Genomic DNA, 24,951 nt, shown 5'->3' with positions numbered 1-24,951 from the left:
CCGCTACGAGCGCAAGCCGGAACACTTCCTCGCCTTCACCGCCATCGCCGCGACCCTCATATGTCACCGCCGACTCACCAAATGAAATGGCGTCTAAGAGGGTGTCTCACGTGGCGATTTTCGCGAGCTTCTTGGAGCAGGTCAGGGCGGTGGCCATGGCCGGACTTCGGCTCTGCCGGTCGTTGCGTCCACATACGAGATCTTGAGGCCACGAGTAGTCCATGGCAGGCTCATGCCGCGTGATCGATGAATTCGCGAAGGGCAGCCTGCTCGGGAGACTGCGGCGGGACCGCAAGGCGTTGCTCTGGAAACTCGACGGCCTGTCCGAATACGACACTCGCCGGCCTTTGACAGCGACGGGGACCAACCTCCTCGGCCTGGTCAAACACGTGGCCGGCGTCGAGGCCAGGTACTTCGGTGAGGTCTTCGACCGCCCGTCCCCGGAACCGCTGCCCCGCTGGCAGGACCACGACGGCAGCGATCTGTGGGCGGCTGAGGACGAAACGCGCGAACAGATCATCGAGTCCTACCGACGCACGTGGGAACACTCGGACGCGACGATCGACGGGCTTGCCCTCGACACCCCAGGCCACGTGCCGTGGTGGCCGGAGCCTTATTCCAACACGAACCTGTTCGCCATCCTGGTCCACGTCCTCGGCGAGACCAACCGGCATGCCGGGCACGCCGACATCCTGCGCGAAGGCGTCGACGGCCGAACCGGGATGCGGCCCGAACACGAGATGCAGATCGATGGAGAAGCCCGCGCCGCCTACTGCGCGAAGATCGAGCAGGCCGCCAGATCGGCCGCATCAGGCAGGGATACTGCCGTCGTTCGTGGCTCGACCGCAAGGCGGCGGGACCGCTCCGTGTGACGAACGGGCTCCGGTCACCGCAGTGGTGTACGTACTGACCAGCGGCTGTGCCTGGCGGCATCAGCCGCCGACGATCGGCACGTCCTCGGCGATCGTCTGCGCGGCCTCCGTTCGCGCCAAAAGGGCGTACTGCAGCTTTGTGTTGTGCTCTTCCTAGGCCCTGGCTGCGTGCCTGTCGCTCGGCCCCTGCTACGCAAGGCGATACGACGCCCCGCGGTCAGCCTGTCTCGCCACTGAAGGAAGCACCCAGCTTCACCTCTGCCCAACGGGCGTCCGTTTGCGGAACTACGCCGCCGCCGGCCCGCCAAGACTTGACGCACAGCCAGAGACTGCACGTGCCCGACGCGGTGACCATCGCCAGTTCGCCGGCCTCTGCGAATTTCGGCAGTTCCGGGTGGGGATTTCCTTGAGCGTCCGCGCCGAAGGCAACCTCTCTGGGTACGAGCCGGATCTGTCCGCGACTCTCGGACTTCGCAGTGATGCCCGGACCCTTCAAGCCGACGAAACTTCCACCGGCTGCCTTTTCGCTCCAACCGACGACACCCTCGTCGTTGTGCCCCAGCCCGAGGACTCCGTATCCAAACCCGGGTCCCGGCAGAGTTACTTCTCCTACGACACCCGATACTGTTTTCAGGTTGAGCTGAGGATCTGTGCCAACTGCGGCCTCATTGGCCGTTGTTCCCTTGACGCCGGCAGAGGCGGAAACCACGAAGTGTGAAGATTCTGGAGGGGTTTCCTCGCTGTCGGTGAAAAAACCCCAGACCCCGAGCTTGCCGAAAGCCCATGCCCTTCCGACCACTCCATGACCCGTTGCGCTCTGGCCAAAGACTCCGTGACCTCTGCCATTTGTTTCCCCGACCACGCCGTTGCCGTTAACGTCGTTTCCGCCGTAGACCCCGGCGATCCCGTCTTGTTGTGACTTGCCCACGAGGTTATCCGCCATGATCCCGTCATCCTTTCTGCGGTATCCCTCATTTCTCCGGCACGGCAGCAGTCAGCCGTCGGTTCGCCGCCGGCCGGGGGCCGACATGGCCCTGCCACCAGCATCGGCCCTAACTGGCCCCGTCGCACCCGCAGGCTGCCCTTGGCGCGGAGGACGCCGTGCCGGCGTCACGCACGCCAAGGACTTTGATGGGGACGGGAGCTGTCCCCTGAGGGCGAGGTTGTGCAGCCGGGCGATGCTGAGCCTTGCGGTGTGCACGCCGTCGCCCTGCAGACGGCAGTTGCGAAGGATCTTCCAGATTTTGATCCGCGCGAAGACGTGCTCGACGCGGGCCCGGACCTTGCGGTGTGAGGTGTTGTGTTCCTCCTACCATGCAGGCAGTTCGGTCTGACCGAGTTCGCGGCGGTGCGGGATGGGCAGGCCGGTGCCCCGGTAGCCGCCGTCCGCGATGACCATGGCCCGGCCGACGGCGACGACGCGTCGGGTGCCGGCGTCGATGCAGTGACCAGCTTGATGAACTGCCGTGAGCTCAGCCTGGGTACGGGAGGAGTCCGGCGGCGATTCGTTCCCAGGATGTCTTGAGTTCTGCGAGCAGTTGTGGTTGGTCGGGGGCGAGGTCGGCCTGTTCGCGGAGGTCGGTGGTGAGGTGGTAGAGGTGGTCGTCGCCGGCGGCGTCCTGGTAGTACTTCCAGCCGCCGCGGCGGAGTGCGCGGTTGGCCCGGACGCGCCAGAAGAGGTCGCGTTCGGGGAGGCGTTCGCCGCGGAGGAGGTAACCGGCGAGGCTGGTGGCGTCCAGGGGGTAGGAGGGATCTGGGCGGGCGCCGGCCAGTTCCAGCAGGGTGGCGGTCCAGTCCGGGGTGAACAGGGGCTCATGGCTGACCTGGTGGCCGTCGATGCGGGCCGGCCAGCGGACGATGGTCGGTACCCGGATGCCACCCTCCTGGAGCACGAACTTCTCACCGCTCAGCGGCCACAGGTAGGACCAGCGTTCGCCGCCGTTGTCGCTGGCGAACAGGACGACCGTGTCGTCCTCCTGCCCGGACCGGCGCAGCGCGTCCAGCACCTCGCCGACGGCCGCGTCCAGGCTCTGCACCATCTCGGTGTACTTGGCGACCGAGCCGCCGTCGTAGTGGTTGAGCGCGTTGCTGATCTCCGCCTGGCTGGTGGCGGCCCGGATCTTCGCCGCGATCCCCGCGCCGGTCTCCTCGTCGCCCTCGGCGAGCCAGGGCCAGTGCGGGGTGGTGAAGTTGAGGTTCAGCAGCCAGGGGGAGCCGTGTGCGCGGCCGACGTACTCGACGGCCCGTTCGGTCAGCACGGTCGTGTAGTACCGCAGGTCCTTGTACTCGGCGTCGCCCTCGTAGAGGTCGTAGTCGCCCAGCTGACCCAGTTTGGAGAAGTATTCGAGGACCCCGCCGAAGTTGCCGAAGAACTCGTCCCAGCCGGACTTCGTCGGGCTGAAGTCGGGCAGCCAGCCGCAGTGCCACTTGCCGATGAGGGCGGTGGCGTAGCCGGACTTCTTCAGGAGGGAGGCGAGGGTGGGGTGGTGCGGGTCCAGGCCCTGCGTCCTGGCGGCGATGGGCTCGGCGAGGCCGCCCGGCGTACGCCCGGGATAGCGGCCGGTGTAGAGGCTGAACCGGGTGGGGGAGCAGGTGGCCGAGCCGGAGTAGGCGTCCGTGAACCGCACGCCCTGGCGGGCCAGCCGGTCCAGGTTCGGCGTTCTGATGTGCGGGGCGCCGTACGAGGAGAGGTCGGCCCAGCCGAGGTCGTCGCCGAGGATGACCAGGAAGTTGGGACGACGGGTGTGGGAGGGCGCGGTACGGGCCGCGAAGGGGCGCTCGGCGGGGGCCGGGGCGGCTTCGGCGGGGGTGGCGGTGGCCCCGGCGACGGCGCTGACCGCGCCGCCGCCGACGAGACCACCGAAGGTACGACGGGTTATCTCGGGCATGGGCATGACGTCGATGTGATCAGCCGGGCCGCCCGGGGCGCCAGCGGTACGGCGCTGATTTCATGCACCTGAAACGCTGCCCCAGCCCGCCCCCGTCACCAGACCCCCCGTCAGCCGGACTCCCGTCAGCCGGCCACCCGCAAGAAGAGGACCGTTCGTCCCGGGACCGTGATCACCGTCCCCGCCTCGTGCACCACCCCCGGCTCCGCGCCCTGTTCCTCCAGCGAGGTGTCCACCAGCACCTCGTAGCGCTCCGCCCACGGCGGGCCCGGCAGGGCGAACTCCGTCGGGCGGGCGCCGGCGTGCAGGATCGTCAGGAAGCTGTCGTCGAGGACCGGGGCGCCGCGTTCGTCGCGGCCGGGTATGTCCCGGCCGGAGAGGTACATGCCGAGGGTGGCGGCGGGCGCGTACCAGTCGCCCGCGGTCATCTCCTCCCCGTGGGCGGTGAACCAGGCCAGGTCGCGCAGGCCGTCCGCCGAGTGCGCGCGGCCGGAGAAGAAGGCGCGGCGGCGCAGCACCGGGTGGTGGTGGCGGAGCCGGACGAGGCGGGCGGTGAGGTCGAAGAGGGGCCGCCAGGCGGGGTCGTCGAGCAGGCTCCAGTCCAGCCAGCTGATGTCGTTGTCCTGGCAGTAGGCGTTGTTGTTGCCGCGCTGAGTGCGGCCCAGTTCGTCGCCGGCGACCAGCATCGGGACGCCCGTCGAGAGGAGCAGGGTGGTGAGGAGGTTCCGCAGCTGCCGTCGGCGCAGGGCCTGTACGCCCTCGTCGTCCGTCTCGCCCTCCGCGCCGCCGTTCCAGGACCGGTTGTCGCCGGAGCCGTCCCGGTTGTCCTCGCCGTTGGCCTCGTTGTGCTTGCGCTCGTACGACACCAGGTCGCGCAGGGTGTAACCGTCGTGCGCGGTGACGAAGTTGACCGAGGCGTAGGGGCGGCGACCGCCCCAGGCGTAGAGGTCGCTGGAGCCGGAGAGGCGGTAGCCGAGGTCGCGCACGTCCGGGAGGGCGCCGCGCCAGAAGTCGCGGACGGCGTCGCGGTAGCGGTCGTTCCATTCGGTCCACAGGGGTGGGAAGGCGCCCACCTGGTAGCCGCCCGAGCCGACGTCCCAGGGCTCGGCGATCAGCTTCACCCGGCGCAGCACCGGGTCCTGGGCGATCACGGCGAGGAAGGGGGAGAGCATGTCGACGTCGTGCATCGAGCGGGCCAGCGCGGCGGCGAGGTCGAAGCGGAAGCCGTCCACGCCCATCTCCGTGACCCAGTAGCGGAGCGAGTCGGTGATCAGGCGCAGCACGTGCGGGCGGACCACGTGCAGGGTGTTGCCGCAGCCGGTGTAGTCGGCGAAGCGCCGGGCGTCGTGGTCCTGGAGCCGGTAGTAGCCCCGGTTGTCGATGCCCTTCAGGGAGAGCGTCGGGCCCAGCTCGCCCGCCTCGGCGGTGTGGTTGTAGACCACGTCGAGGATGACCTCGATCCCGGCCGCGTGCAGCGCCCGCACCATCCGCTTGAACTCGCCGACCTGCTGTCCCGTCGTACCGGAGGCGGCGTAGGCCGCGTGCGGGGCGAAGTAGCCGATGGAGTTGTAGCCCCAGTAGTTCTTCAGGCCGCGCTTGAGCAGGTGGTCCTCGTGGGCGAACTGGTGGACGGGGAGCAGCTCCACGGCCGTCACACCCAGGTTCACGAGGTGCTCGACGGCGGCCGGGTGGGCCAGGCCCGCGTAGGTGCCGCGGAGTTCCTCGGGTATCCCGGGGTGCAGTCTGGTGAAGCCGCGCACGTGCAGCTCGTAGATGACGGAGTCCGCCCACGGCGTCTTCGGGCGGTGGTCGTCGGACCAGTCGTCGTCATCGTGGACGACGACGCCCTTGGGGACGTACGGTGCCGAGTCGCGGTCGTCCCGGACGGTGTCGGCGACCTGCTGGTCCGGCCAGTCCCGGACGTGCCCGTACACCTCGGGCGGCAGCGCGAACTCGCCGTCCACCGCCCGCGCGTACGGGTCGAGGAGCAGCTTCGCCGGGTTCCAGCGGGCGCCGGTCCACGGGTCCCAGCGGCCGTCGACCCGGTAGCCGTAGCGCTGTCCCGGGAGCACGCCGGGGACGAAGCCGTGCCAGATCTCGTGCGTGAGTTCGGTCAGCGGGATGCGGGTCTCCCGCCCCTGCTCGTCGAAGAGGCAGAGCCGGACCGCCTCCGCCCCGGCCGCCCACAGCGCGAAGTTGGTGCCCGCCACGCCGTCGGGACCGACCCGGAACCGGGCGCCGAGCGGTGTCGACGCCCCCGGCCACGCGGACGGGACGGGGAGGGGCGTCCCGTTCACCGCGGGGGCGTGCGCCGTTGCGCCGGCCCCCGCGCGGCCCTCCACCGCGGCGCCGTTCACCCCGGCGCCGTCCGCCCTCGGGGCCCGCGCCGGTGCCCCCTGCTGCTCGGCTGCGCTCGTCACCTGTCGGCCCCTTTATGTGTCCCGCGGCTCGCCGACCACCGGGCGCACCCGCACCCGCGTCCGAGCAGCCGACGGGGCCCGGACTCCCGGTCCCGGGCACGGTCGGCGGCTCGCTACGGACGTGCCCGCGACGGCTCTCGCACGGGCACGGCGGCTCCCCAGCTCGTCGTCCTTCCCTCTGTTCTGCCCAGTGCCGGCGTCGCACTCACGTTTCCCCGGGGCATGCCCGCTCGTTGAGCCGCACGTGAGGCATCCACAAGGGCGCGCACGGCGCGCGGGGGCCGCGTTGGCCGCGGTACTGACATGGGCGGGGCTGCTGGCGGGAGCCGTCGGCTGCTCCCCGGACGGCACGGACGGGCTCGGCATCGACCACGTCCTCGGCGGCAAACCCCCGGCACCCGAGGACGTCATCCGCATCTCCCTGGACGACGGCACCAGGGCCGTGCGGCCCGACGGGCCGCTGACGGTACGGGTGCCGGACGGCCGCCTGGAGTCCGTCAGGGTCGTCAGGTCCCAGGACGCCCAGGACTCCCCGGTCCCCGGGCACATCGCGGCGGGCGGCACGATCTGGCGGCCGGACGACCCGAGACTCGCGCTCGCCGCCAAATACACCGTCGACGCGGTCGCCGTGGACGGCGACGGCCACCGCTCGGCCCGCCACACCACCTTCACCACGCTCGTCCCCGCCGAACGCTTCATCGGGTACGTCACCCCGGAGAACCGGGCCGTCGTCGGCACCGGCATGATCGTCTCCCTCGCCTTCAGCCGCGGCATCGAGGACCGCGCCGCCGTCGAGCGCGCGATCCAGGTCACCGCCAAGCCGGCGGTGGAGATCCGCCCGCACTGGTTCGGCGACAACCGCCTCGACTTCCGCCCCGAGCACTACTGGCAGCCCGGCACGGTCGTCACCGTCGGCCTGAACCTCCGCGACGTCGAGGGCGCCCGCGGCGTCTACGGCCTCCAGTCCAAGACGTTCACCTTCACCGTCGGCCGCAGCCAGGTCTCCCTCGTCGACGCTGCCGCCCACACCATGCAGGTCCGCCGGGACGGCGAACTGCTCGCCACCGTGCCGATCACCGCGGGGGCACCGGAGCACACCACCTACAACGGGAAGATGGTGGTGATGGAGATGCACGACGTGACCCGCATGAACAGCCAAACGGTCGGCTTCGGCGGCGAGTACGACATCCCCGACGTCCCGCACGCCCTCAAACTCACCGACTCCGGCACCTTCCTGCACGGCAACTACTGGGCCCCGGACGCCCCCGGACGCGTCAACGTCAGCCACGGCTGCGTGGGGCTGCGCGACGTGAAGGGCGGCAGCTCGGACACGCCCGCGGGCTGGTTCTACGACCGCAGCCTCATCGGGGACGTGATCGAGGTCGTCAACAGTCAGGACAAAACGGTCTCTCCCGACAACGGCCTCGGCGGGTGGAACATGGGGTGGAAGGAGTGGAAGGCGGGCAGCGCGGTCAAGTGACCAGGTGGGGGCGGGCCGGTGGGGGGCGAGAAGTTGCGACGCAACGGTGACATTCGCCCAACACCAACCTCAAAACCCTGCGGTTAATATGCGCCAGAGCGCGCGCCTGACGCGCCGGGGTGGGCCTGACCAGGCCCTGGGAGGGGAGAAGGACTTTGAACGAGTGGCCGATATCGGGGGCGTCGGTTCGGGGGACGCGGCGGAAGCAGGGGATGGCGGTCGTCGCGGGCATCCTGCTCATGGCCGTCACCGCCTGCGGCGGGGGCGGCTCCTCCGACAAGGGGGCGGACCAGGGCAAGACCAAGGACTCCACCACCCAGGCGAGCAAGCAGTCCGTGGCCACCGTCAGCATCAGCCCCAAGTCCGGTGCGACCGGCGTGGACACCAGCGGCGCGCTCAAGGTCAGCGCCGCCAAGGGCAAGCTGACCGACGTCGAGGTGAAGGACGCCAAGGGCAAGGAGATAGCCGGGGCGATCGCGGCGGACGGCGCCAGCTGGACGCCCTCGACGCACCTCGCCAACTCCACGAAGTACACGGTCCACGCGATCGCCAGGGACGCCGCCGGGCGGGAGTCGGCGGAGGACTCCAGCTTCACGACCCTCACCCCGAAGAACACGTTCATCGGCTACTTCACGCCGGAGGACGGTTCCACGGTCGGCGTCGGCATGCCGTTCTCCGTCCACTTCACCCGGGGCATCACCGACCCGGCCGCGGTGGAGAAGGCGATCACCATCAAGACCGAGCCGGCCGTCGACGTCCAGGGCCACTGGTTCGGCAACGACCGCCTCGACTTCCGGCCCGAGAACTACTGGAAGTCCGGCACGAAGGTCTCCGTCTCCCTCAACCTCGACGGCGTCGAGGGCCGGGACGGGGTCTACGGCGAGCAGGCCAAGACCGTGAAGTTCACGATCGGCCGCAACCAGGTCTCCGTCGTCGACGCCAAGAAGCACACGATGAAGATCATGCAGGACGGCAAGGTCGTGAAGACCCTCGCGGTCACGACCGGCAAGCCGGGCTACGACACGTGGAACGGCCAGATGGTCATCAGCGAGAAGCTGCGCGTCACGCGCATGAACGGCGAGACGGTCGGCTACGGCGGCGAGTACGACATCAAGGACGTGCCGGACGCGATGCGGCTGACCACGTCGGGGACGTTCATCCACGGCAACTACTGGGGTGGGGACGCGTTCGGCAACTACAACGCGAGCCACGGGTGCGTCGGCCTTCGGGACATCCGGGGTGGGGGTGACCGGTCGGTGCCGGCCGCCTGGTTCTTCGACCACTCGATCATCGGGGACGTGGTGACGGTGAAGCACTCGAACGACCGGACCGTGTCGCCGGACAACGGGCTCAACGGGTGGAACATGTCGTGGAAGGAATGGACTGCGTAGCCGGTTGTCTGCGGGTGCGTGGGGGCTGGTCGCGCAGTTCCCCGCGCCCCTGAGGTGGGGGGCGTGAACGCCCGCTAACCTGCGAGGCATGACTGTAACCCTCGAAGTCGCTGAAGGCGTCGGTACGATTCGCCTCGACCGCCCACCTATGAACGCGCTCGACGTCGCCACGCAGGACCGGATCAAGGAGCTGGCGGGTGAGGCCACCCGTCGCGAAGACGTGCGTGCCGTTGTCATCTACGGCGGTGAGAAGGTCTTCGCGGCGGGAGCCGACATCAAGGAAATGCAGAACATGGACCATGCCGCCATGGTTCTGCGCTCCCGTGACCTCCAGGACTCCTTCAGCGCCGTCGCCCGGATCCCCAAGCCGGTCGTCGCCGCCGTCACCGGCTACGCGCTCGGCGGCGGTTGCGAACTCGCCCTCTGCGCGGACTACCGCATCGCCGCCGACAACGCCAAGCTCGGGCAGCCCGAGATCCTGCTCGGGCTCGTCCCGGGGGCCGGCGGCACCCAGCGGCTGCCGCGGCTGATCGGCCCGTCGAAGGCCAAGGACCTGATCTTCACGGGCCGGATGGTCAAGGCCGACGAGGCGCTCGCCATCGGCCTCGTCGACCGGGTCGTGCCCGCCGCCGACGTCTACACCGAGGCGCACGCCTGGGCGGCGAGGCTGGCGCAGGGGCCGGCGATCGCGCTGCGGGCCGCCAAGGAGGCGATCGACACCGGTCTGGAGACCGACCTGGAGACCGGGCTCGCCGTCGAACGGAACTGGTTCGCCGGTCTGTTCGCCACCGAGGACCGGGAGCGCGGGATGCGGAGCTTCGTCGAGGAGGGGCCTGGCAAGGCCAAGTTCCTGTGATCTTCGCCCTGCTGTGAAAGTCCCGAACCACTTGCAATTGACGCGATGTCTGATTCCGGGTCCCCCGATGGGGCGGATTATGGGAGCCTTAAGGCAACCCTAAGCCCGCCTTGTCGAGGGGGTCTGGCGATTGCCCGGAGATGGTACGTCTTCCCAGGTCGGACCGGCCGCCGATACTTCCGCAATGCCGACGGCATATGCCGTTCGCCCGGTATCGGGCGGAAGCTTTGCGGGGGCGTATTCCCCAGGAACGGCCACGGAGGGCGCTTGGGGCGGCCATGATGGGGGCATGGCGGGGCTGGAGGGCATCGAACAGCCGCGGGGACACAGCCGTGCGGCCGCGGCGCGGTGGTCGCCTGCGGTCGAGGACGAGCGGGCGCTCAAGGCGATCGAGCTGTTCGGCAACCCGACGGACGCAGAGGTTCCGCTGCCGTCCCGCCCCGAGTCCGCGGCGACCGCCCGCCGGCTCGCCCAGGTCGTCGTGCTCCGCCAGTGGCGGCTCAGCCCCAAGATGACAGAGGACGCGGTCTTACTCGTCTCGGAACTCGTGGGCAACGCCGTGCGGCACACCGGCGCCCGGGTGTTCGGCCTCCGGATGCGCCGCCGCCCCGGCTGGATCCGGGTGGAGGTACGCGATCCGTCCCGCGGGCTCCCCTGCCTGATGCCGGTTCAGGAGACGGACATCAGCGGCCGGGGCCTGTTCCTGGTGGACAAACTCTCGGACCGCTGGGGCGTGGACCTGCTTCCCCGGGGCAAGACGACGTGGTTCGAGATGCGGGTGGCTGATCGATAGAGCCCGGCGGAAGGCGCCCCGTCAGAGGTGCGGGGCTGTAGGCGAATTGCGGCTCCGCCGCGTGGGCGCGAAGCACCCCCACCGACCGCGACGTGCAAATACAACCCTTGTCGGGTCAATAGCGCACTTTCTTACCTATCCCACTTTAAATAGTGCAGGTGACCCCCACCCCCCGACGCGACCTCCTCCGCGCAGGCGCCGCCCTCACCGCCGGCGGCACGCTCGCCGCCGGATGCGGCACCACCGGTACGGCCACCGCAGCACCCCCCACCGTCACCCCCACCTCACCGTCGGCCTCCCCCCGCCGGTTCCCCTTCCAGGTCACGCACGGCCCCCGCACCACCGCCGCCGTCGCTCTCACCTTCCACGGCCAGGGCGACCCCGCCCTGGCCGAGCAGCTCCTCGACTCCGCCGAGCAGCACGGCGCCCACCTCACCGTGCTGGCCGTCGGCAGCTGGCTCGACGAATACCCCGCCATGGCCCGCCGTGTCCTCGACGGCGGGCACGACCTGGGCAACCACACCCAGCGGCACGTCTCCATCAACGCCATGGCGGAGGCCGACGCCCGCAAGGAGATCACCGACTGCGCGGACCGGCTGAAGCGGCTCACCGGATCGATCGGCAGCTGGTTCCGTCCCTCCAGGGCGCCGACCGCCTCCTCGCTCGTCGCCCGGCTCGCGGCCGAGGCCGGGTACCCGCACGTGCTGTCGTACGACGTCGACTCGCTCGACTACACCCGGCCCGGTGCGTCGGCCATCACCCGGAAGGTGCTCGCGGAGGTCACCGGCGGCTCGGTGGTGAGCATGCACTTCGGGTATCCGGACACGGTCGCCGCCCTCCCCGCCGTCCTCCAAGAACTCCACCGCCGTGGACTGCGCGCGGTGACCACCACGGAGCTGCTCAGCTGATGCGAACCACGAACGCCGCCCGTCTGCTGTCCGCCGGTGCCGTCCTCGCCGCGCTGGCGCTGCTGCCCGCGTGCAGCGGCGACTCCGACAGCCCCGCGGCACCGGCCACCGGCACCGCCGCGGCCGTGCAGCCGCCGGCGAAGAAGGCGGAGCAGGCCGTCGACGGCCTGCCGGGGATGCCCCCGGTCCTCGACCCGAAGGACGTGTACGCCGCCGACCGCCCCGGCAACCTCTCACCCGTGGTCAAGGGCTTCCCGTCCCTGGTCTACGTCCCGAACACCAACTCGGACACCGTCTCGGTCATCGACCCGAAGACGTACCGGGTGACCGGGACCATCCGGGTCGGCCGGCAGCCGCAGCACGTCGTGCCGTCCTGGGACCTGAAGACGCTGTGGGTCAACAACGACCTGGGCAACAGCCTCACCCCCATCGACCCGAGGACCGGCCGGGCCGGCAAGCCGGTCGCCGTGCACGACCCGTACAACCTGTACTTCACGCCCAACGGCAGGTACGCGATCGTGATGGCCTCCAACGACCGCCAGCTGGTCTTCCGGGACGCGCACACCATGCAGACCGTCAAGGCCCTGCCGGTCAGCTGCTACGGCGTCAACCACGCCGACTTCTCCATGGACGGCCGGTATTTCATCGTGTCCTGCGAGTTCAGCGGCGAGGTGCTCAAGGTCGACACCGAGCAGATGAAGGTGCTCCGGCAGGAGAAGCTGCCGTTCCACGGCGCCATGCCGCAGGACGTCAAGGTCTCGCCGGACGGCAAGCGGTTCTACATCGCCGACATGATGGCCGACGGGGTGTGGATCCTGGACGGCGACGCCTTCACCAAGCCGACCTTCCTGCCCACCGGCAAGGGCGCGCACGGGCTGTACGTCAGCCGGGACTCGCGCGTGATGTACATCTCCAACCGGGGCGAGGGCACGATCTCCCTCTTCGACTTCGCCCAGAACCGGCTGACCGGGAAGTGGCGGCTGCCGGGCGGCGGCAGCCCCGACATGGGCGGGGTCTCGGCGGACGGCAAGGTGCTCTGGCTCTCCGGCCGGTACAACTCCGAGGTGTACGCCATCGACACCCGCACCGGCGCCGAACTGGCCCGCATCCACGTCGGCAGCGGTCCGCACGGCCTCGCCGTCTACCCGCAGCCGGGCCGCTACTCGCTCGGCCACACCGGCATCTTCCGCTGAGGCCGGAACCGGCCGGGCCTCAGCCCCTGAGCAACAGCGCCTCGGCGCCCACCGGCACATAGCCGGCCGCCTGGAACGCCCGCCAGCTGCGGGCGTTCCCCGGGGCGACCTGCGCCCACAGGGGCTCCTCGGCGAGGTGCCGGGCAGCGGCCACCAGGGCCCGGCCCAGCCCCCGCTGCCGTGCCCCCTCGTCCACCTCCACCGAGACCTCCAGACGTCCCGCGACGCCCCGGCCGAGCACCACCAACCCGCCGTCCGCCGCCCAGGCGCGCACCTCGTCGCGGCGGCCCCGGGCGTATGCGACCCGGAAGTGGTCGGGGCCGGTGAGTTCCGTCAGCGGCAGGTCCGGGCGGCCGGGGAGCGGGCCGGCGACCAGCAGCCCGTCGATCGTCTCCTGCTCCCGGCCCGTGCGGTCCATCAGGGCGGTGAGGAAGCGCGCGTTCATCGTCGCGGCCAGGGCATCGGTGGGCGTCGCGCGCAGGGTGGCGTACACCCACTCCGGGTCCTCGTCGACGAAGACCACCGAGTGGGCGGCGAAGGAGAGGACCCCGGCGTCCCGGTCGGACGGCTGCGCGACGACCGTCGTACGGCCGTCGGGCGGCGGGAAGACGCCACGGGCCGCCGCGTCGAGAATGTCGCGAAGAGTCTCTGCCACCGCGTACCCCACCCCTGACCCCTGTTCCTTGAGTCTCCACCCACTGGAAGGCCCACACTCGCAGACATGATCGACGACGGCACCGGACTTCTCACCATCGGCGAGCTGGCGAAGGCCACCGGGCTGACCGTGCGCACCATCCGTTACTGGTCCGACGAGGGCGTGCTCACCCCGGTGACCCGCTCCGCCGGCGGCTACCGGCTCTACGACGCCGAGTCGTTCGCCCGCCTGGAGCTGATCCGCACCCTGCGCGAGCTGGGGCTCGGCCTGGGGCATGTGCGCGAGGTGCTCTCCGGCGAGCGGACCGTGGCGGAGGTCGCCGAGACGCATGTGGCGGCGCTGGACGCGCAGATCCGTGCCCTCAAGGTGACCCGGGCGGTGCTGTCGACCGTGGCGCGACGGGGTTCGACCGCAGAGGAGATGACGCTCATGAACAAGCTGGCGCGGCTGTCGGCAGCCGAACGGAAGCGGATCATGGAGGAGTTCGTGGCGGAGCTGTTCCACGGGCTCGACACCGTGGACCCGGCCATCGAGGCGCGGATGCGCTCCATCGCGGTGGACCTGCCGGAGGAGCCCACCCCCGAGCAGGTCGACGCCTGGGTGGAGCTGGCCGAGATAATCCAGGACCCGGAGTTCCGGGCCGAGATGCGGCGGGTCGTCGAGTTCAACGCGGCGGACCGGGGGCACTCCGCCGCGGGTCGGGGCACCTGGTTCCCCATGCGGCTGGTGCAGTCGGGCGGGGAGGCCCTGCGGCGGGGAATCGCCCCCGAGTCGCCCGAGGCGGAGGCGATCGTCCGGGAGGTGCTGGGGGGCGGCGACCTGACCGCCGTACTCGAACGGATGGAGTCCGCGTCCAACGATCGGCTCGCCCGGTACCGGCAGTTGCTGTGCGAGGTGAAGGGCGTTGGGCCCGCCGCCGCGCACCGTGAGGAGTTCGCCTGGGTGGTCGCCGCACTGCGAGCTCGCGCGGCCGGTTAATCTGACCTCCGTCAACAGGCAGTAAAGCGTACGAAGGGGCGGATCCGGTGGCGGACATCGAGGAAGCACGCAAGCAGTTCGAGCGGATCGATACGGACGGTGACGGCGTCATCACCGCGGCCGAGTTCAAGACCGCCCTGGCCCAGGGGGGCGACTGGAACGTGACCGACACGGTCGCCGAGGCCATCATCAAGACCCGCGACCTCAACGGCGACAAGGTCCTGTCGTTCGACGAGTTCTGGGCCTACCTGAGCAAGTGACCCGACGGAAGGGGCGCCCGGCACTCCGCGTGCCGGGCGCCCCTTTGCCGTGTCCGGCGCCGGACCTCACCCGTCCGGCCCAGCCCTGGAATAGGGCCCGCACGCCCGGGGTTGTCGCCGCACAGCAGCATATGCATGCAAGTGCATAGACCAATGGGCTATCGGAAGGCGTGTCATGAAGATCGGCATCATCGGCGCGGGCAACATCGGCGGCAACCTCACCCGGCGGCTGGCCGCTCTCGGCCACGACGTGTCCGTGGCGAACTCGCGGGGCCCCGAGACGCTCGCCGGGCTGGCCGAGGAGACGGGAGCGACGGCGGTACGGGCCGGGGAGGCGGCGCGGGGCGCGGAGGTCGTGGTGGTCACGGTCCCGGTGAAGGCGGTCCCGGGCCTGCCGTCCGGCCTCCTCGACGGCGCCGCGGCGGACGCCGCCGTGATCGACACGAACAACTACTACCCGCGGGAGCGGGACGGCCGGATCGCCGGCATCGAGGACGAGGGCATCACGGAGAGCCGCTGGACCGAACGGCAGATCGGCCACCCCGTGATCAAGGCCTTCAACGGCACCTTCGCCCAGGACATCCTGGACCGCGGCCGTCCCGCCGGCGACCCCGGCCGCCAGGCCCTCCCGGTCTCCGGCGACGACGAGGACGCCAAGCGGGTCGTCCGCGCCCTGATCGACGAACTCGGCTTCGACACCGTCGACAACGGCGGCATCGACGACTCCTGGCGCCAGCAGCCGGGCACCCCGGTGTACGGCCTGCGGGCGGACGCCGAGAGTGTGCGCAAGGCCCTGGCCGAGGCGTCCCCGGAGCGCCCGGAGAACTTCCGCGGCTGACGGCTGACGGCTGACGGCTGACGGCGGACGACTGACGACTGGCGGTGGGACCGAGCCGGGGAGCCCGGTCCCACCGCCCGTACCGCCGCCGCCCCGGACCGGCGCCGCCGCTCAGTCCTCCTTCGCCGCCCAGGCCTTGAGGTCGGCCCTGCTCGCGAAGTCCGCCACGTCCTTGTCGTGCGGGTCGCTGGTGTACTGGTGGAAACGCCAGTCGGCCTGGATGCGCGGGTGGCCCGCGCCGACGTAGTCGGCGATCCAGAGGCCGTCGCCGGCGTACGAGGTCGTGTCGATCGTGAGCCAGTAGTTTCGATTCGTGTAGAGGATCACCCGGTTGTTCGGCCGGAGCGCCTTCACCTTGCGGATGAAGGAGTCCTTCTCGGCGTTGCTCGCGTGGGTGCCGTCGCCGGTGGTCTCCCAGTCGACGGCGAGGATCTCGCCCGCCTTCTCCGGGGCGTGCTGGACGAAGTACTCGGCCTGGGCGGTGAGGTTGCCGGGCCAGAGGAAGTGGTAGTAGCCGACGACCAGTCCGGCGTCGCGGCCGGTCTTGGTCTGGGCGGCGAGTTTGGGGTTGACGTACGAACGGCCCTCCGTCGCCTTGATGAAGACGAAGGAGAGGCCGTCCGTGTCGTAGCTCGACGACTGGTACGCGCTCACGTCGATTCCGTGCAGCATGGGGGAACTCCCTTGGTGCCAGTGGGGTGACACAAGTTGCAACTGCGTATGTCGTATTCCCCGCCGCGCCGGGAGAGATCCGCGTGGGCGCGTGAATTGTCAGCTTCGGGCCGCCACCTCACCGAGCACGGCCGCCGACTTCGTCGACCAGTCGGAGGTGATGATGCTGGCGTGGTCGGCGGCGAGCAGCGCCAGCCGGGCGGCGACCTCGGCGTCCGTCGGAGCGGTCGAGGAGATCGCCGGTGAGACGTTGTACGCGTCCGTCATGATCAGGATGTAGTGGTTCGTGGCGTAGAACGACGTGTCGTAGCCGTTGTTCACGTACGTCGCCGCGTCGCCGTCGAAGAACACGAACCAGGGCTGGATCGAGGCGTCGTACCTGCTGGTCCGTGGATCCCCGTTCGCGGCGCCCAGCACGGCGGGGAAGGCCTGGGCCTGGGAGATGTTGCCGGCCGCGTACAGGTCCCGCAGGTGGTCGCCGTACTCCTCGTCCGTCCAGTAGTGGTCGAACGGGTTGGCCTGCTCCACCGTGCCCGGGATCAGCTCGAAGATGAACTTGCCCTTGAGCTGGTCACGGGTGGGCCAGGCGTCGGCCTTCGCGGCGGCGTCGAGCGTCGGGTACGACGAGCCGAGCAGGTCGGCCGGCTTGTACACGCTGCTGCCCAGCTTCTGCGCGACGAGCGTGTCGAACGCGGTGGGCCCGAGGCCGATGGTCTGGTTGAACCCGACCTTCATCTCGACCTTGACGACGACGGGCGCGTGGTCCGGGTGCAGTTGCTCCCAGGCGGCCATGTTGTCGAGGCAGCTGCCGAGGTCCTGGCTGGTGGCCTGGCTGTACAACTGGCTCGGTGTATTGGCGTGTTCGCAGTTGTTGTTGTCGCCCCACGGGTTGCTGTGGCTGACCCGCCACCGCTTGCTGATGCTGTCGACGTACACGTCCAGCTCCAGCAGCGACGCCCCGGAGTCCATGGCCTGCGCCCAGTAGGTGTACTTGTCCTTCTCGTACGCGTTGTGCGTGCCGATGGACGTGGTCTCGGAGAACTTCGCCGCGTTGAGGTCCGTGCCCGTGTCCGCGTGTGCCGCCGAGCCCGCCATCACGAACAGAGCCCCGGCACCCACGAGCGCCGCCAGCCGTCTCCGTACACGCATGACCCAACTCCCTTGGCTTGGTGATGAGTTGGCGGAAGCGTAGAAGCTGGCGGTTACCCGGCGGTAGCCCCTGGGGGAACATCGGTATCCGGAACTCCCGCGGGGCGCGCGAGGCCGCACGTACGCTGGCCGCAGGCCGAGGCCCGAGGAGGCGCTGGTGGGAACGGGTCCGGTGGCGGGGCGGCGGCCTGCGGGCCTCTTCGTGGGACTGTGCACCCTGGACGTCGTCCAGCTGGTGGACCATGTGCCCGGGCCGGACTCGAAGCTGACGGCCCGTGACCAGGTGGTGGCCGCGGGCGGTCCGGCCACGGGCGCGGCGGTGGCCTTCGGCCGGCTGGGCGGCCGGCCCCGGCTGCTCACGGGCCTCGGCGTCCATCCGCTGGCCCTCGGCGTCCGGGCGGACCTCGGCGCGCTCGGCGTGCGGGTCACGGACCTCGCCGCCGGCCGCGTGGAACCGCCCGCGGTGTCCTCGGTCCTGGTGACCGCGTCGACCGGGCAGCGGGCGGTCGCCTCGACCAACGCGACCGGACACCGGCTGCGGGCCCCCGCGGAACTGGAGGAACTGGTGGTGTCGTGCGACATCGCCGAGTTCGACGGACACCACATGGACCTGGCCGTCGACGTCGCACGCGCCGCCCGCTCGGCCGGCCGCCGCACCGTCCTCGACGGGGGCAGCTGGAAGGACGGCACGGAGCGGCTGCTGTCCGCCACCGACGTCGCCGTGTGCTCGGCTGACTTCCGCCCGCCCGGTACCGGTACGCCCGCCGAGACCCTGGAGTTCCTCCACGACCACGGGGTGACCTGGGCGGCGGTCACCGCCGGCGGGGCGCCGATCACGTGGTCGGGCCCCGGCGGCGGTGGCCTGGTCGGCGTGCCCGAGACCCGTGTGGTGGACACGCTGGGCGCGGGCGACGTCCTGCACGGCGCCCTCGCCTACCACCTCGGCGGCCCCGCCCCCGTCGAGGGCCCGGCCTTCGCCGAAGCCCTGGCCCGGGCCGCCGCGGTGGCCTCCCGTGCCTGCGCCTCGTTCGGCACCCGCGCGTGGCTGACGGCGGACTGACCGGCGACCACGATTCGGCCAAGTTCCGTGGCCCGGGAAGCGCGGCGGGCGGCGGCCGGTGGGACGTGCCCCCCCCGGGAATCACGCGGTGACGATCCGACTCAAACACGCGTGTTCGAGTCGGGCCCTCGGGGCGTTGTCCCGGACGGGGTGGGTGCGTGGACGGGGTGAGGGCCGGCGGCGGCGACAGGACGCCGCGCACGGCGAGTCGCGCGGGGTAGTGCCGAGGGTTGGCCTGACGTGCGAAGGGGGCGAGCCCGCGCTGCGCGGGCCCCGTCCCCTCAGCACTCGATGATGTTCACCGCCAGCCCGCCCCGGGCGGTCTCCTTGTACTTGACGGACAAGGCGGCGCCGGACGCGACGAGCCCGCTGGCCTGCTGGTTCTCCGGGATTTTCTTGATCCACTCGGCCGCTGGGGACTTCTCGGGGACTTTCGGCCGGCGGCGGTCCTCCAGCCACGCGTCCATGGCAACGAGACCGCGCTGACCTGCGCCGGGCATGAAGTGAGCGTAGTGGTCGAGTGTGACCTTGGGCGTCGAGTGACCGAGCCACTTCGACAGACTGACGATCGACTCGCCGGCCTCCAGCTGCACGCTCGCGTAGGTGTGCCGGAGCACGTGGAACATCTCCTCGCGCGGGGCGGCGTAGAGGGGGACGCGACGAACGCGGCCTCCGTCGCGCCGCACCTTCTCCCCGACGGGCTTGATGATGCCGGCGGCGGCGAGCGCCAGCTTCCAGCTGCGGTCGTTCCAGGTGCGGTAGTAGATCCGGTTGCCGTGCGAGGTGGTGAGAACCAGGTTCACCGTGATCGGCTTCCGCTGGCGCTCCTCCAGGGCGGTGGTCGGAGGCTCGGGGTTGCGCCACGGGAGAGTGCAGGGGGTGGAGGGAAAGTGGCGGAAGTGCTCGCGTGCCCGTATGACGAGGTTGGGCGGCAGGGGCACGTCGCGGGTCTTGCGTCCCTTGGGAAGTGAGAAGTAGGGGCGTCCCTTGATGTCCCACCTGAGCTGCCGTCGCACGTGGACGACGCCCGCCTCGAAGTCGAGGTCCTCTTCGGCAAGGCCGAAGGCTTCGCCTTGGCGGAGCCCCAGCCCGATGCCCAGGTCGACAGCGAGCCGGTAGCGCTCCTGGAGTCCCGCTCGAACGGCGTCGACGACCTCACGGGCCCAGGCCTTGGCCTTCCTCTCCGTGGGGCGCGGGGGCTTGACGCTGTTCTTGGCCTTCATGGGGTTCCGCAACAGGCGTTGATCATCCACCGCGCTGCCGAGGATCGTCGACAGGTGTCCCCAGATCACCTCCGCCGTCGTTTCCTCGACCCGAGAGAGGAGGGAGGCCTTGAAGGAGCGTAGGGCCGCTGCGTCGATCTCGCGGAGGGAGAGATCGCCGACCAGCGGGATTACGTGGTTCCAGATACGGCTGGCCAGGGGACCCGCGGTCGAGGGCTCGTCGGACCGTGCGGGCCACCAGTGGTCGACGACGTAGTCGGTGAGCGAGATCTCGCCCCTGCGCGGGTCGACGAAGTCACCGCGACTGGAGTCGGTCTGGGCGGTGGCGAGCCACTGCTTGGCGTCCTCGCTCGTGTCGAAGGCACGGTCCTGGACTCCGTGGATCCCCTTGACCCGATACCGCTTACCGCTGCCGTACCGGGCGGTGCGTTCGCGCTTGCCGGTCTCCTTGTTCGGCCGCTTCTTCAGCCAGCGGTCTTCTATGTAACCGGCCATTCAGTGATCCTCCGTGCGTGCATGCGTCGCGTGTTGGTCGGTGGCAACGCACCTCGCGGCCGGCGCTTATCCCGGCTGCGGCTGCTCTTTTCCTGGTCTTTTCGAGGGGGGTTACTTGGGGGATTTGGTGCGACGTTGCGCCTTCTGTGTGAGGGGGTTGAGGGCAGAGTTGGAGCGGGAGTCTGCCTGCTCCTGGGCCTGCACCCATGCGTCGAGAGCGGTGATGCGGTACATCACGCGACGTCCCATCCGGAAGCTCGGCGGGCCTTGGCGGCGATGGCGCCAGACGTAGAGGGTGTTAGGGGAGACGCCCAGATACTCGGCGGCCTTCGGGAGATTCAGGAAGGCGGTCCCGGATATGTGATTTGGCTGAGGCATCGCAGTGCTCCTGTCGTGGCTGAGGCGGCGACAGGATGAGAATCCGGGGAAAGGGCGACTTGGTCGGGCCGGGAGATATCTGATATCGAATGGAGCCAGGCGAGGCGGTTTGGCCGCGTGCGGATGGGCGGGCAGAGCCGGGCCAGGGGCAGATCCGGGCCACACGCGCATGGCCGGCGTTGCGTTCGGCGTCGATAACAACGCCCAACACGGCGAACCGAGTTGTCAGTAGGTGGTAAGGCAGTGGGCTAGATTGGCGCGCCACCCGGTTCATCTACCCCGGCGCCCTCGTCAGCCAGCGCCCGGCCGAGGCCGCCGACCGCCAGGTCGAGGCACGTTGGGAAGGCGACCTCATCGTCGGCCAGGGCAACAGGTCGGCCACCGGCACGCTCGTCGACCGCACCACCCGCTACGTCAAGCTCTTGCACATGCCTGATCATGAGTCAGGGTGATGTCTCTTACCCCATAGCAAGACAAGGGCAACGTGACGGATGACACTGTTGACCCCCGCCCAAGATCCACACATGATTCCCACAGCTTTTGGTAAGGGAAAGTTAAGAGAATGGTGGGGGCGCGTTCGTGCGAGAACGGTGGCGAGGCTGGCATCACGCGATACGAGTGGGGACCGTAGTCGTCACTCTCCTGGGAGGCACGGTTCCGGTACTCGGAGCCGAGGCGGCTCCGTCGCTCGCTGGTGAAGGTGTCTCCTCAGCAGCGGCTGACAGGACCGCCGAGTCGCAGGCGAGCGCTCTCGCTGCGAAGACCGGTGAGCGGGTCGAGGTGGACATTAGGACCACCGAGTCATCCCAGGTGTTCGCCAATCCGGACGGCACGTTCACCCAGGAGATGAACGCGGCTCCGGTGCGTGCCCGCAAGGACGACGGCACTTGGGCCTCCATCGACACCACCCTCGGGCGTGACGCCGACGGTTCTATCAGGGCGAGGAACACGACAGCCGCTCTCACCTTCTCGGGCGGCGGCAGCGGTGCCGGACTGATCACTCTGGAGGACGAGGGGCATGAGTTGCGGTTCGGCTGGCCGACCGCGATACCCGAGCCCCACCTCGATGGCAGCACTGTCACCTACGCCGGGGTTCTCCCGGACGTCGACCTGAAACTGACGGCTCTGAACTCCGGTTACACGTCGGTGCTCGTGGTGAAGACCGCGGAAGCGGCGAAGAACCCGGCGCTGGCCACGATCAGGATGTCCGTCTCCGCCAGCGGCCTGGACATCGCGCCGACGGCCGACGGGGGTTTCGTCGCCCGTGAAAGTGACGGCTCGCCGGTGTTCGAGAGTCCGGCGGGGCGGATGTGGGACTCGGCGGGTGACGCTGCGGACAGCGCACCGGCCGGCGTCACCACCCAACTCGCCCGCGCTGCCGCTGTGACGGAGCCGAAGGCGACGGACACGCTCCCGCTTGCCGAGGCCGGCGGCGAACCGGCTCCTTCGGAGGGCCCCAGCAGTGGTGACGCGAAGGCTGAGCTGCCGCTGAAGGTCACCGGGACGACCCTGGAGATCACCCCGGATCCGGCGCTGCTGCATGGCGAGGACACCGTCTTCCCGCTGTACATCGATCCTCCGACCAAGGGCGTCGTGCTGGGCGACTGGACCGCCCTGGCCTCGAACGGCACCAAGTACTGGAAGTTCGACGGGGACAAAGGCGTGGGGCGCTGCTCCAACTACGCCGGCTACCTCTGCTCGAACAGCCCGTACACCCAGCGCATGTACTTCGAGTACCCGCTGTCCTCGATCCACGGCAAGAAGATCCTGGACGCGACACTTGAGGTGTTCCAGGTCTGGACGTTCACCTGTGATCCGCACTGGTACGACCTGAGCCATGTCACCAAGGGCATCTCCTCCAGCACCACCTGGTCGGGCCGCCCTACCGCGGACGACCTGATGGGCGACCGGAACGTGGCCTACGGGCGGGGCTCCCTGTGCAGCCCGTCGCAGCCGGCCAACTGGGTGCGCTTCAGCGACAACGTGGGCGAGGAGACGAACGAGAACCTCACTCCCACCCTCGCCTCGGCCGCCGCGGACAAGGATCCGCAGATCACGTTCTCGCTGACCGCGCACGACGAGTCCGACGCGGCCTCCTGGGCGCGCTTCCGCAACGACGCGAAGCTGTCGGTGACGTACGTGTCCTACCCGGACAAGCCGACCTCGTACGGCGTGCAGCAGGGCACCACCGGGCAGGTCTGCAACGCCTCCACCGCTGCCTTCGTCACCAGCGCCACCAAGCCGAAGATGCTGGCCACGGTGCAGTCGGCGGACGGCTCCGGCGCTCAGTTGCGCGCCCTGTTCGAGGTGTGGAAGGCCGACGGCTCCTCCCGTACCTGGTACGCGGCCTCCCCGGACAGCGCATGGGTGGCCGACAACGCCGTCCGCGACGCGACCACCAGCGCGCTGACGCCGCAGACGGACTACCGGATGCGGGTCAAGACACAGGCGTACTACAAGACGGACCGGGGCGACACGGGGGTCCTGGACTCGTCCTGGTCGTCCTGGTGCTACTTCCGGGTCGACACCGACTCACCGCCGCCTCCGGTGGTGACAAGCACCGACTACAAGCCGGCCGAGACCGACCCCGCCGCGGGCGGCGTGGGCACGCCCGGCAAGTTCACCTTCGCCCCCGGGGACAGCGACCCGGTCGCGGCCGGGGTCCAGTCGGACGTCGTCAGCTACCAGTGGAAGCTGAACAGCGGCAAACTCTCCGATCCGATCCCCGTGACCAAGGGCGGCTCCACCACCCAGTCGATCCCGCCGAACCAGGCCGGCGAGAACACCCTTCAGGTCTTCGCCTACGACGCGGCGAAACACAGTTCCCAGACGGGCTACTACAGCTTCCTGGTGAAGGGGGCCGAGAAGCCCGCCGGGATCTGGCACCTGGACAACGCCCTCACCGATTCCACGGAAGCCACTCAGCATCCGCTGACCGGGTCGGGCGCCACGTGGGACACCCTGGCGCGCAGCGGTTCCGGAGCGGGGAAGTTCAACGGCACGAGCGCCTACCTGGCCACCTCCGGCGCGGTGCTGGACACCACCAAGTCCTTCACCGTCTCGGCCTGGGCGCGCCTGACCAAGAAGGACGTCAACTACACCGTCCTGTCGCAGGCCGGCACGAACGCCTCCGGCTTCCAGCTGTACTACTCGACCGCCTACAACGCCTGGATCTTCAACCGCCACCAGACCGATGTCGTGGAGCCCGCCATCACCCGCTCGATCGGCACCAGGCCGCCGGTCCTCAACGCCTGGACGCACCTGACGGGCGTCTACGACGCGGCGGCCAACACCATCCAGCTCTACGTCAACGGCGTCCCGCAGACCACGCCGGTGTCGTTCCCGGTCAGCCCGTGGAAGGCGTCCGGCGCCCTCCAGGTCGGGCGGCTGTGGCATGCCGCGACCGGCAAGGAGTACTTCTCCGGGACCATCGACGAGGTCAAGGTCTGGTCCCGCGCGCTCGCGGACACCGAGGTCGCCCACGAGGCCTGGCTGGAGGACGAGGACCTGAGCGACGGCACCGCCGGCGACCCGGTTCCCGCCCTCGTCGCCAAGTGGGACGCGACGGACCTGGCGAACGCGACGGGCACCACGGTCAAGGACACCAGCGGCTTCGGCCGCAACCTCACCCTCAACGGGGCCGCGCTCACCCAGATCACCACGGGCGACCCGGACATCGGTGAAGAGGTCACGACCACCCAGACGATGACCTTGAACGGCACCAGCGCGTACGCCGGTGCCACCGGTCCGGTCGTCGACGACTCCGGTTCGTTCACCGCGACCGCCTGGGTGACGCTGGATCCTGCCAAACTGACCGACACCAGCAAGTCGTACGCCGTGCAGGTGTTCGGCCAGTCAGGCACGAGCCAGTCCTCCTGGGGTGTCTGGTACGAGCAGCCCGCCGGCAGCACCGACGGCCGGTGGACGTTCGGCCGTCCCGACAAGGACGGCACCGGGGCGGACTGGACGACGAGCGAGTCCACCGCGGTCAAAAGGACCCAACTGGGCGTTCCCGTCATGCTGACGGTCGTCTACGACGCCCAGGCGGCGGCAAACCCCAACGACACCTCCAAGCTCGGCGGACTCAAGCTCTACGTCGACAGCGCGCTGATGGGTGACGAGGACGGCATCCCGTTCTCGACCCCCTGGCAGGGCTCCGGGGCGTTCGAGATCGGCCGGGCGAAGATCGACGGCGCCGCCGCGCGCTACTTCCCCGGGTCGATCGACAGCGTCCGTGTGTGGGCCGGCGCCACCTCCACCGACACCATCGCCAACCGGCGCAACACCGAGCAGCGGTAACGACCAGGGGTCAAGGGCGGGTCTCCACGGCCGCCCTTGACCCACCATGCGCTGATCTGCTCAAGCCCCTGCGCACTTTCACCGACGCGCTGTCGAGACCCGGCGTCCTCGGGTGACCAGTTGTCCCCCGAGCGACTCCGCCT

Annotated in this window: 20 protein-coding genes and 2 pseudogenes; 13 read left to right on the top strand and 9 right to left on the bottom strand. The window is 69.8% G+C overall.

What is annotated here, in order from left to right; translation table 11 throughout:
- Positions 1–239 precede the first annotated feature (239 nt).
- Positions 240–872, top strand: coding sequence for a DinB family protein (locus AB0D74_RS12945; RefSeq protein ID WP_362584204.1), 633 nt, complete (start codon positions 240–242; stop codon positions 870–872).
- Between the two features lie 217 nt (positions 873–1,089).
- Here the strand turns inward: AB0D74_RS12945 and AB0D74_RS12940 are convergent, their stop codons facing one another.
- The 4 genes and pseudogenes from AB0D74_RS12940 to glgX all read right to left on the bottom strand — a co-directional run bounded on the left by AB0D74_RS12940 (position 1,090) and on the right by glgX (position 6,057).
- Positions 1,090–1,815, bottom strand: coding sequence for a hypothetical protein (locus AB0D74_RS12940; RefSeq protein ID WP_362584201.1), 726 nt, complete (start codon positions 1,813–1,815; stop codon positions 1,090–1,092).
- Positions 1,816–2,019: 204 nt separating this feature from the next.
- Positions 2,020–2,286 (bottom strand): annotated as a pseudogene (locus AB0D74_RS12935) (transposase); the annotation flags it as partial.
- A gap of 58 nt (positions 2,287–2,344) precedes the next feature.
- Complete coding sequence (locus AB0D74_RS12930) at positions 2,345–3,760, bottom strand: sulfatase-like hydrolase/transferase (RefSeq protein WP_362584198.1); 1,416 nt, start codon at positions 3,758–3,760, stop codon at positions 2,345–2,347.
- 125 nt (positions 3,761–3,885) lie between these two features.
- Complete coding sequence (glgX, locus tag AB0D74_RS12925; RefSeq protein WP_362584254.1) at positions 3,886–6,057, bottom strand: glycogen debranching protein GlgX; 2,172 nt, start codon at positions 6,055–6,057, stop codon at positions 3,886–3,888.
- 367 nt (positions 6,058–6,424) lie between these two features.
- Between glgX and AB0D74_RS12920 the strand changes: the two genes are divergently transcribed.
- The 6 genes from AB0D74_RS12920 to AB0D74_RS12895 all read left to right on the top strand — a co-directional run bounded on the left by AB0D74_RS12920 (position 6,425) and on the right by AB0D74_RS12895 (position 12,801).
- Positions 6,425–7,660 (top strand): Ig-like domain-containing protein, encoded by a 1,236-nt coding sequence (locus AB0D74_RS12920; protein ID WP_362584195.1) that lies wholly within the window; start codon positions 6,425–6,427, stop codon positions 7,658–7,660.
- A 212-nt stretch (positions 7,661–7,872) separates the two neighbouring features.
- Positions 7,873–9,051, top strand: a complete 1,179-nt coding sequence (locus AB0D74_RS12915; protein WP_362584192.1) for an Ig-like domain-containing protein — start codon at positions 7,873–7,875, stop codon at positions 9,049–9,051.
- Positions 9,052–9,139: 88 nt separating this feature from the next.
- Positions 9,140–9,907 carry an enoyl-CoA hydratase-related protein gene (locus tag AB0D74_RS12910; protein ID WP_362584189.1) on the top strand — a complete coding sequence of 256 codons (768 nt, stop codon included), beginning with the start codon at positions 9,140–9,142 and terminating at the stop codon, positions 9,905–9,907.
- A gap of 289 nt (positions 9,908–10,196) precedes the next feature.
- Positions 10,197–10,700 carry an ATP-binding protein gene (locus tag AB0D74_RS12905; protein WP_217547724.1) on the top strand — a complete coding sequence of 168 codons (504 nt, stop codon included), beginning with the start codon at positions 10,197–10,199 and terminating at the stop codon, positions 10,698–10,700.
- Positions 10,701–10,858: 158 nt separating this feature from the next.
- Positions 10,859–11,608 carry a polysaccharide deacetylase family protein gene (locus AB0D74_RS12900; protein ID WP_362584186.1) on the top strand — a complete coding sequence of 250 codons (750 nt, stop codon included), beginning with the start codon at positions 10,859–10,861 and terminating at the stop codon, positions 11,606–11,608.
- Complete coding sequence (locus AB0D74_RS12895; protein WP_362584184.1) at positions 11,608–12,801, top strand: hypothetical protein; 1,194 nt, start codon at positions 11,608–11,610, stop codon at positions 12,799–12,801. Before AB0D74_RS12900 ends, AB0D74_RS12895 begins: the two co-directional genes overlap by 1 nt.
- 19 nt (positions 12,802–12,820) lie before the next feature.
- Here the strand turns inward: AB0D74_RS12895 and AB0D74_RS12890 are convergent, their stop codons facing one another.
- Complete coding sequence (locus AB0D74_RS12890; protein WP_362584182.1) at positions 12,821–13,456, bottom strand: GNAT family N-acetyltransferase; 636 nt, start codon at positions 13,454–13,456, stop codon at positions 12,821–12,823.
- A 66-nt stretch (positions 13,457–13,522) separates the two neighbouring features.
- Here AB0D74_RS12890 and AB0D74_RS12885 point away from each other — a divergent pair, with 66 nt between their 5' ends.
- The 3 genes from AB0D74_RS12885 to AB0D74_RS12875 all read left to right on the top strand — a co-directional run bounded on the left by AB0D74_RS12885 (position 13,523) and on the right by AB0D74_RS12875 (position 15,532).
- Positions 13,523–14,434, top strand: a complete 912-nt coding sequence (locus tag AB0D74_RS12885; RefSeq protein WP_362584180.1) for a MerR family transcriptional regulator — start codon at positions 13,523–13,525, stop codon at positions 14,432–14,434.
- A 47-nt stretch (positions 14,435–14,481) separates the two neighbouring features.
- Positions 14,482–14,694, top strand: a complete 213-nt coding sequence (locus AB0D74_RS12880) for an EF-hand domain-containing protein (protein WP_089098659.1) — start codon at positions 14,482–14,484, stop codon at positions 14,692–14,694.
- Positions 14,695–14,869: 175 nt separating this feature from the next.
- Positions 14,870–15,532: an NAD(P)-binding domain-containing protein gene (locus AB0D74_RS12875; RefSeq protein ID WP_362584176.1), complete on the top strand. Its 663-nt coding sequence runs from the start codon at positions 14,870–14,872 to the stop codon at positions 15,530–15,532.
- A gap of 111 nt (positions 15,533–15,643) precedes the next feature.
- Here the strand turns inward: AB0D74_RS12875 and AB0D74_RS12870 are convergent, their stop codons facing one another.
- Positions 15,644–16,204 carry a glycoside hydrolase family 25 protein gene (locus tag AB0D74_RS12870; protein WP_362584174.1) on the bottom strand — a complete coding sequence of 187 codons (561 nt, stop codon included), beginning with the start codon at positions 16,202–16,204 and terminating at the stop codon, positions 15,644–15,646.
- Between the two features lie 99 nt (positions 16,205–16,303).
- Complete coding sequence (locus tag AB0D74_RS12865) at positions 16,304–17,353, bottom strand: phosphatidylinositol-specific phospholipase C domain-containing protein (protein ID WP_362584171.1); 1,050 nt, start codon at positions 17,351–17,353, stop codon at positions 16,304–16,306.
- Between the two features lie 157 nt (positions 17,354–17,510).
- Here AB0D74_RS12865 and AB0D74_RS12860 point away from each other — a divergent pair, with 157 nt between their 5' ends.
- Positions 17,511–18,413: a PfkB family carbohydrate kinase gene (locus tag AB0D74_RS12860; protein ID WP_362584168.1), complete on the top strand. Its 903-nt coding sequence runs from the start codon at positions 17,511–17,513 to the stop codon at positions 18,411–18,413.
- A 281-nt stretch (positions 18,414–18,694) separates the two neighbouring features.
- On the opposite strand, the gene AB0D74_RS12855 is transcribed toward AB0D74_RS12860, so the two are convergent.
- Together AB0D74_RS12855 and AB0D74_RS12850 are read right to left on the bottom strand one after the other, a co-directional pair.
- Positions 18,695–20,131 carry a site-specific integrase gene (locus AB0D74_RS12855; RefSeq protein ID WP_362584165.1) on the bottom strand — a complete coding sequence of 479 codons (1,437 nt, stop codon included), beginning with the start codon at positions 20,129–20,131 and terminating at the stop codon, positions 18,695–18,697.
- A 111-nt stretch (positions 20,132–20,242) separates the two neighbouring features.
- Positions 20,243–20,509 carry a helix-turn-helix domain-containing protein gene (locus AB0D74_RS12850; RefSeq protein ID WP_362584161.1) on the bottom strand — a complete coding sequence of 89 codons (267 nt, stop codon included), beginning with the start codon at positions 20,507–20,509 and terminating at the stop codon, positions 20,243–20,245.
- A gap of 287 nt (positions 20,510–20,796) precedes the next feature.
- Here AB0D74_RS12850 and AB0D74_RS12845 point away from each other — a divergent pair.
- Both AB0D74_RS12845 and AB0D74_RS12840 read left to right on the top strand, forming a co-directional pair.
- A pseudogene (locus tag AB0D74_RS12845) lies at positions 20,797–20,943 on the top strand (IS30 family transposase); the annotation flags it as partial.
- A 346-nt stretch (positions 20,944–21,289) separates the two neighbouring features.
- A complete protein-coding gene (locus AB0D74_RS12840; RefSeq protein ID WP_362584158.1) occupies positions 21,290–24,808 on the top strand; it encodes a LamG domain-containing protein in 3,519 nt (1,172 codons plus the stop codon).
- Positions 24,809–24,951 lie beyond the last annotated feature (143 nt).

It is taken from the genome of Streptomyces sp. NPDC048278 (assembly GCF_040652195.1).
Taxonomy (GTDB): Bacteria; Actinomycetota; Actinomycetes; order Streptomycetales; family Streptomycetaceae; genus Streptomyces.
Note: the sequence above shows the minus strand (reverse complement) of the source record. Positions and strands in the feature narration are given on the sequence as shown.

What these genes read in the sequence shown, in the direction of transcription:
- AB0D74_RS12940 (WP_362584201.1), bottom strand. Translation starts at nt 1,815, where the DNA reads ATGGCGGATAACCTCGTGGGCAAGTCACAACAAGACGGGATCGCCGGG.
- AB0D74_RS12910 (WP_362584189.1), top strand. Translation starts at nt 9,140, where the DNA reads ATGACTGTAACCCTCGAAGTCGCTGAAGGCGTCGGTACGATTCGCCTC.
- AB0D74_RS12930 (WP_362584198.1), bottom strand. Translation starts at nt 3,760, where the DNA reads ATGCCCGAGATAACCCGTCGTACCTTCGGTGGTCTCGTCGGCGGCGGC.
- AB0D74_RS12870 (WP_362584174.1), bottom strand. Translation starts at nt 16,204, where the DNA reads ATGCTGCACGGAATCGACGTGAGCGCGTACCAGTCGTCGAGCTACGAC.
- AB0D74_RS12895 (WP_362584184.1), top strand. Translation starts at nt 11,608, where the DNA reads ATGCGAACCACGAACGCCGCCCGTCTGCTGTCCGCCGGTGCCGTCCTC.
- AB0D74_RS12915 (WP_362584192.1), top strand. Translation starts at nt 7,873, where the DNA reads ATGGCGGTCGTCGCGGGCATCCTGCTCATGGCCGTCACCGCCTGCGGC.
- AB0D74_RS12865 (WP_362584171.1), bottom strand. Translation starts at nt 17,353, where the DNA reads ATGCGTGTACGGAGACGGCTGGCGGCGCTCGTGGGTGCCGGGGCTCTG.
- AB0D74_RS12850 (WP_362584161.1), bottom strand. Translation starts at nt 20,509, where the DNA reads ATGCCTCAGCCAAATCACATATCCGGGACCGCCTTCCTGAATCTCCCG.
- AB0D74_RS12885 (WP_362584180.1), top strand. Translation starts at nt 13,523, where the DNA reads ATGATCGACGACGGCACCGGACTTCTCACCATCGGCGAGCTGGCGAAG.
- AB0D74_RS12875 (WP_362584176.1), top strand. Translation starts at nt 14,870, where the DNA reads ATGAAGATCGGCATCATCGGCGCGGGCAACATCGGCGGCAACCTCACC.
- AB0D74_RS12905 (WP_217547724.1), top strand. Translation starts at nt 10,197, where the DNA reads ATGGCGGGGCTGGAGGGCATCGAACAGCCGCGGGGACACAGCCGTGCG.
- AB0D74_RS12855 (WP_362584165.1), bottom strand. Translation starts at nt 20,131, where the DNA reads ATGGCCGGTTACATAGAAGACCGCTGGCTGAAGAAGCGGCCGAACAAG.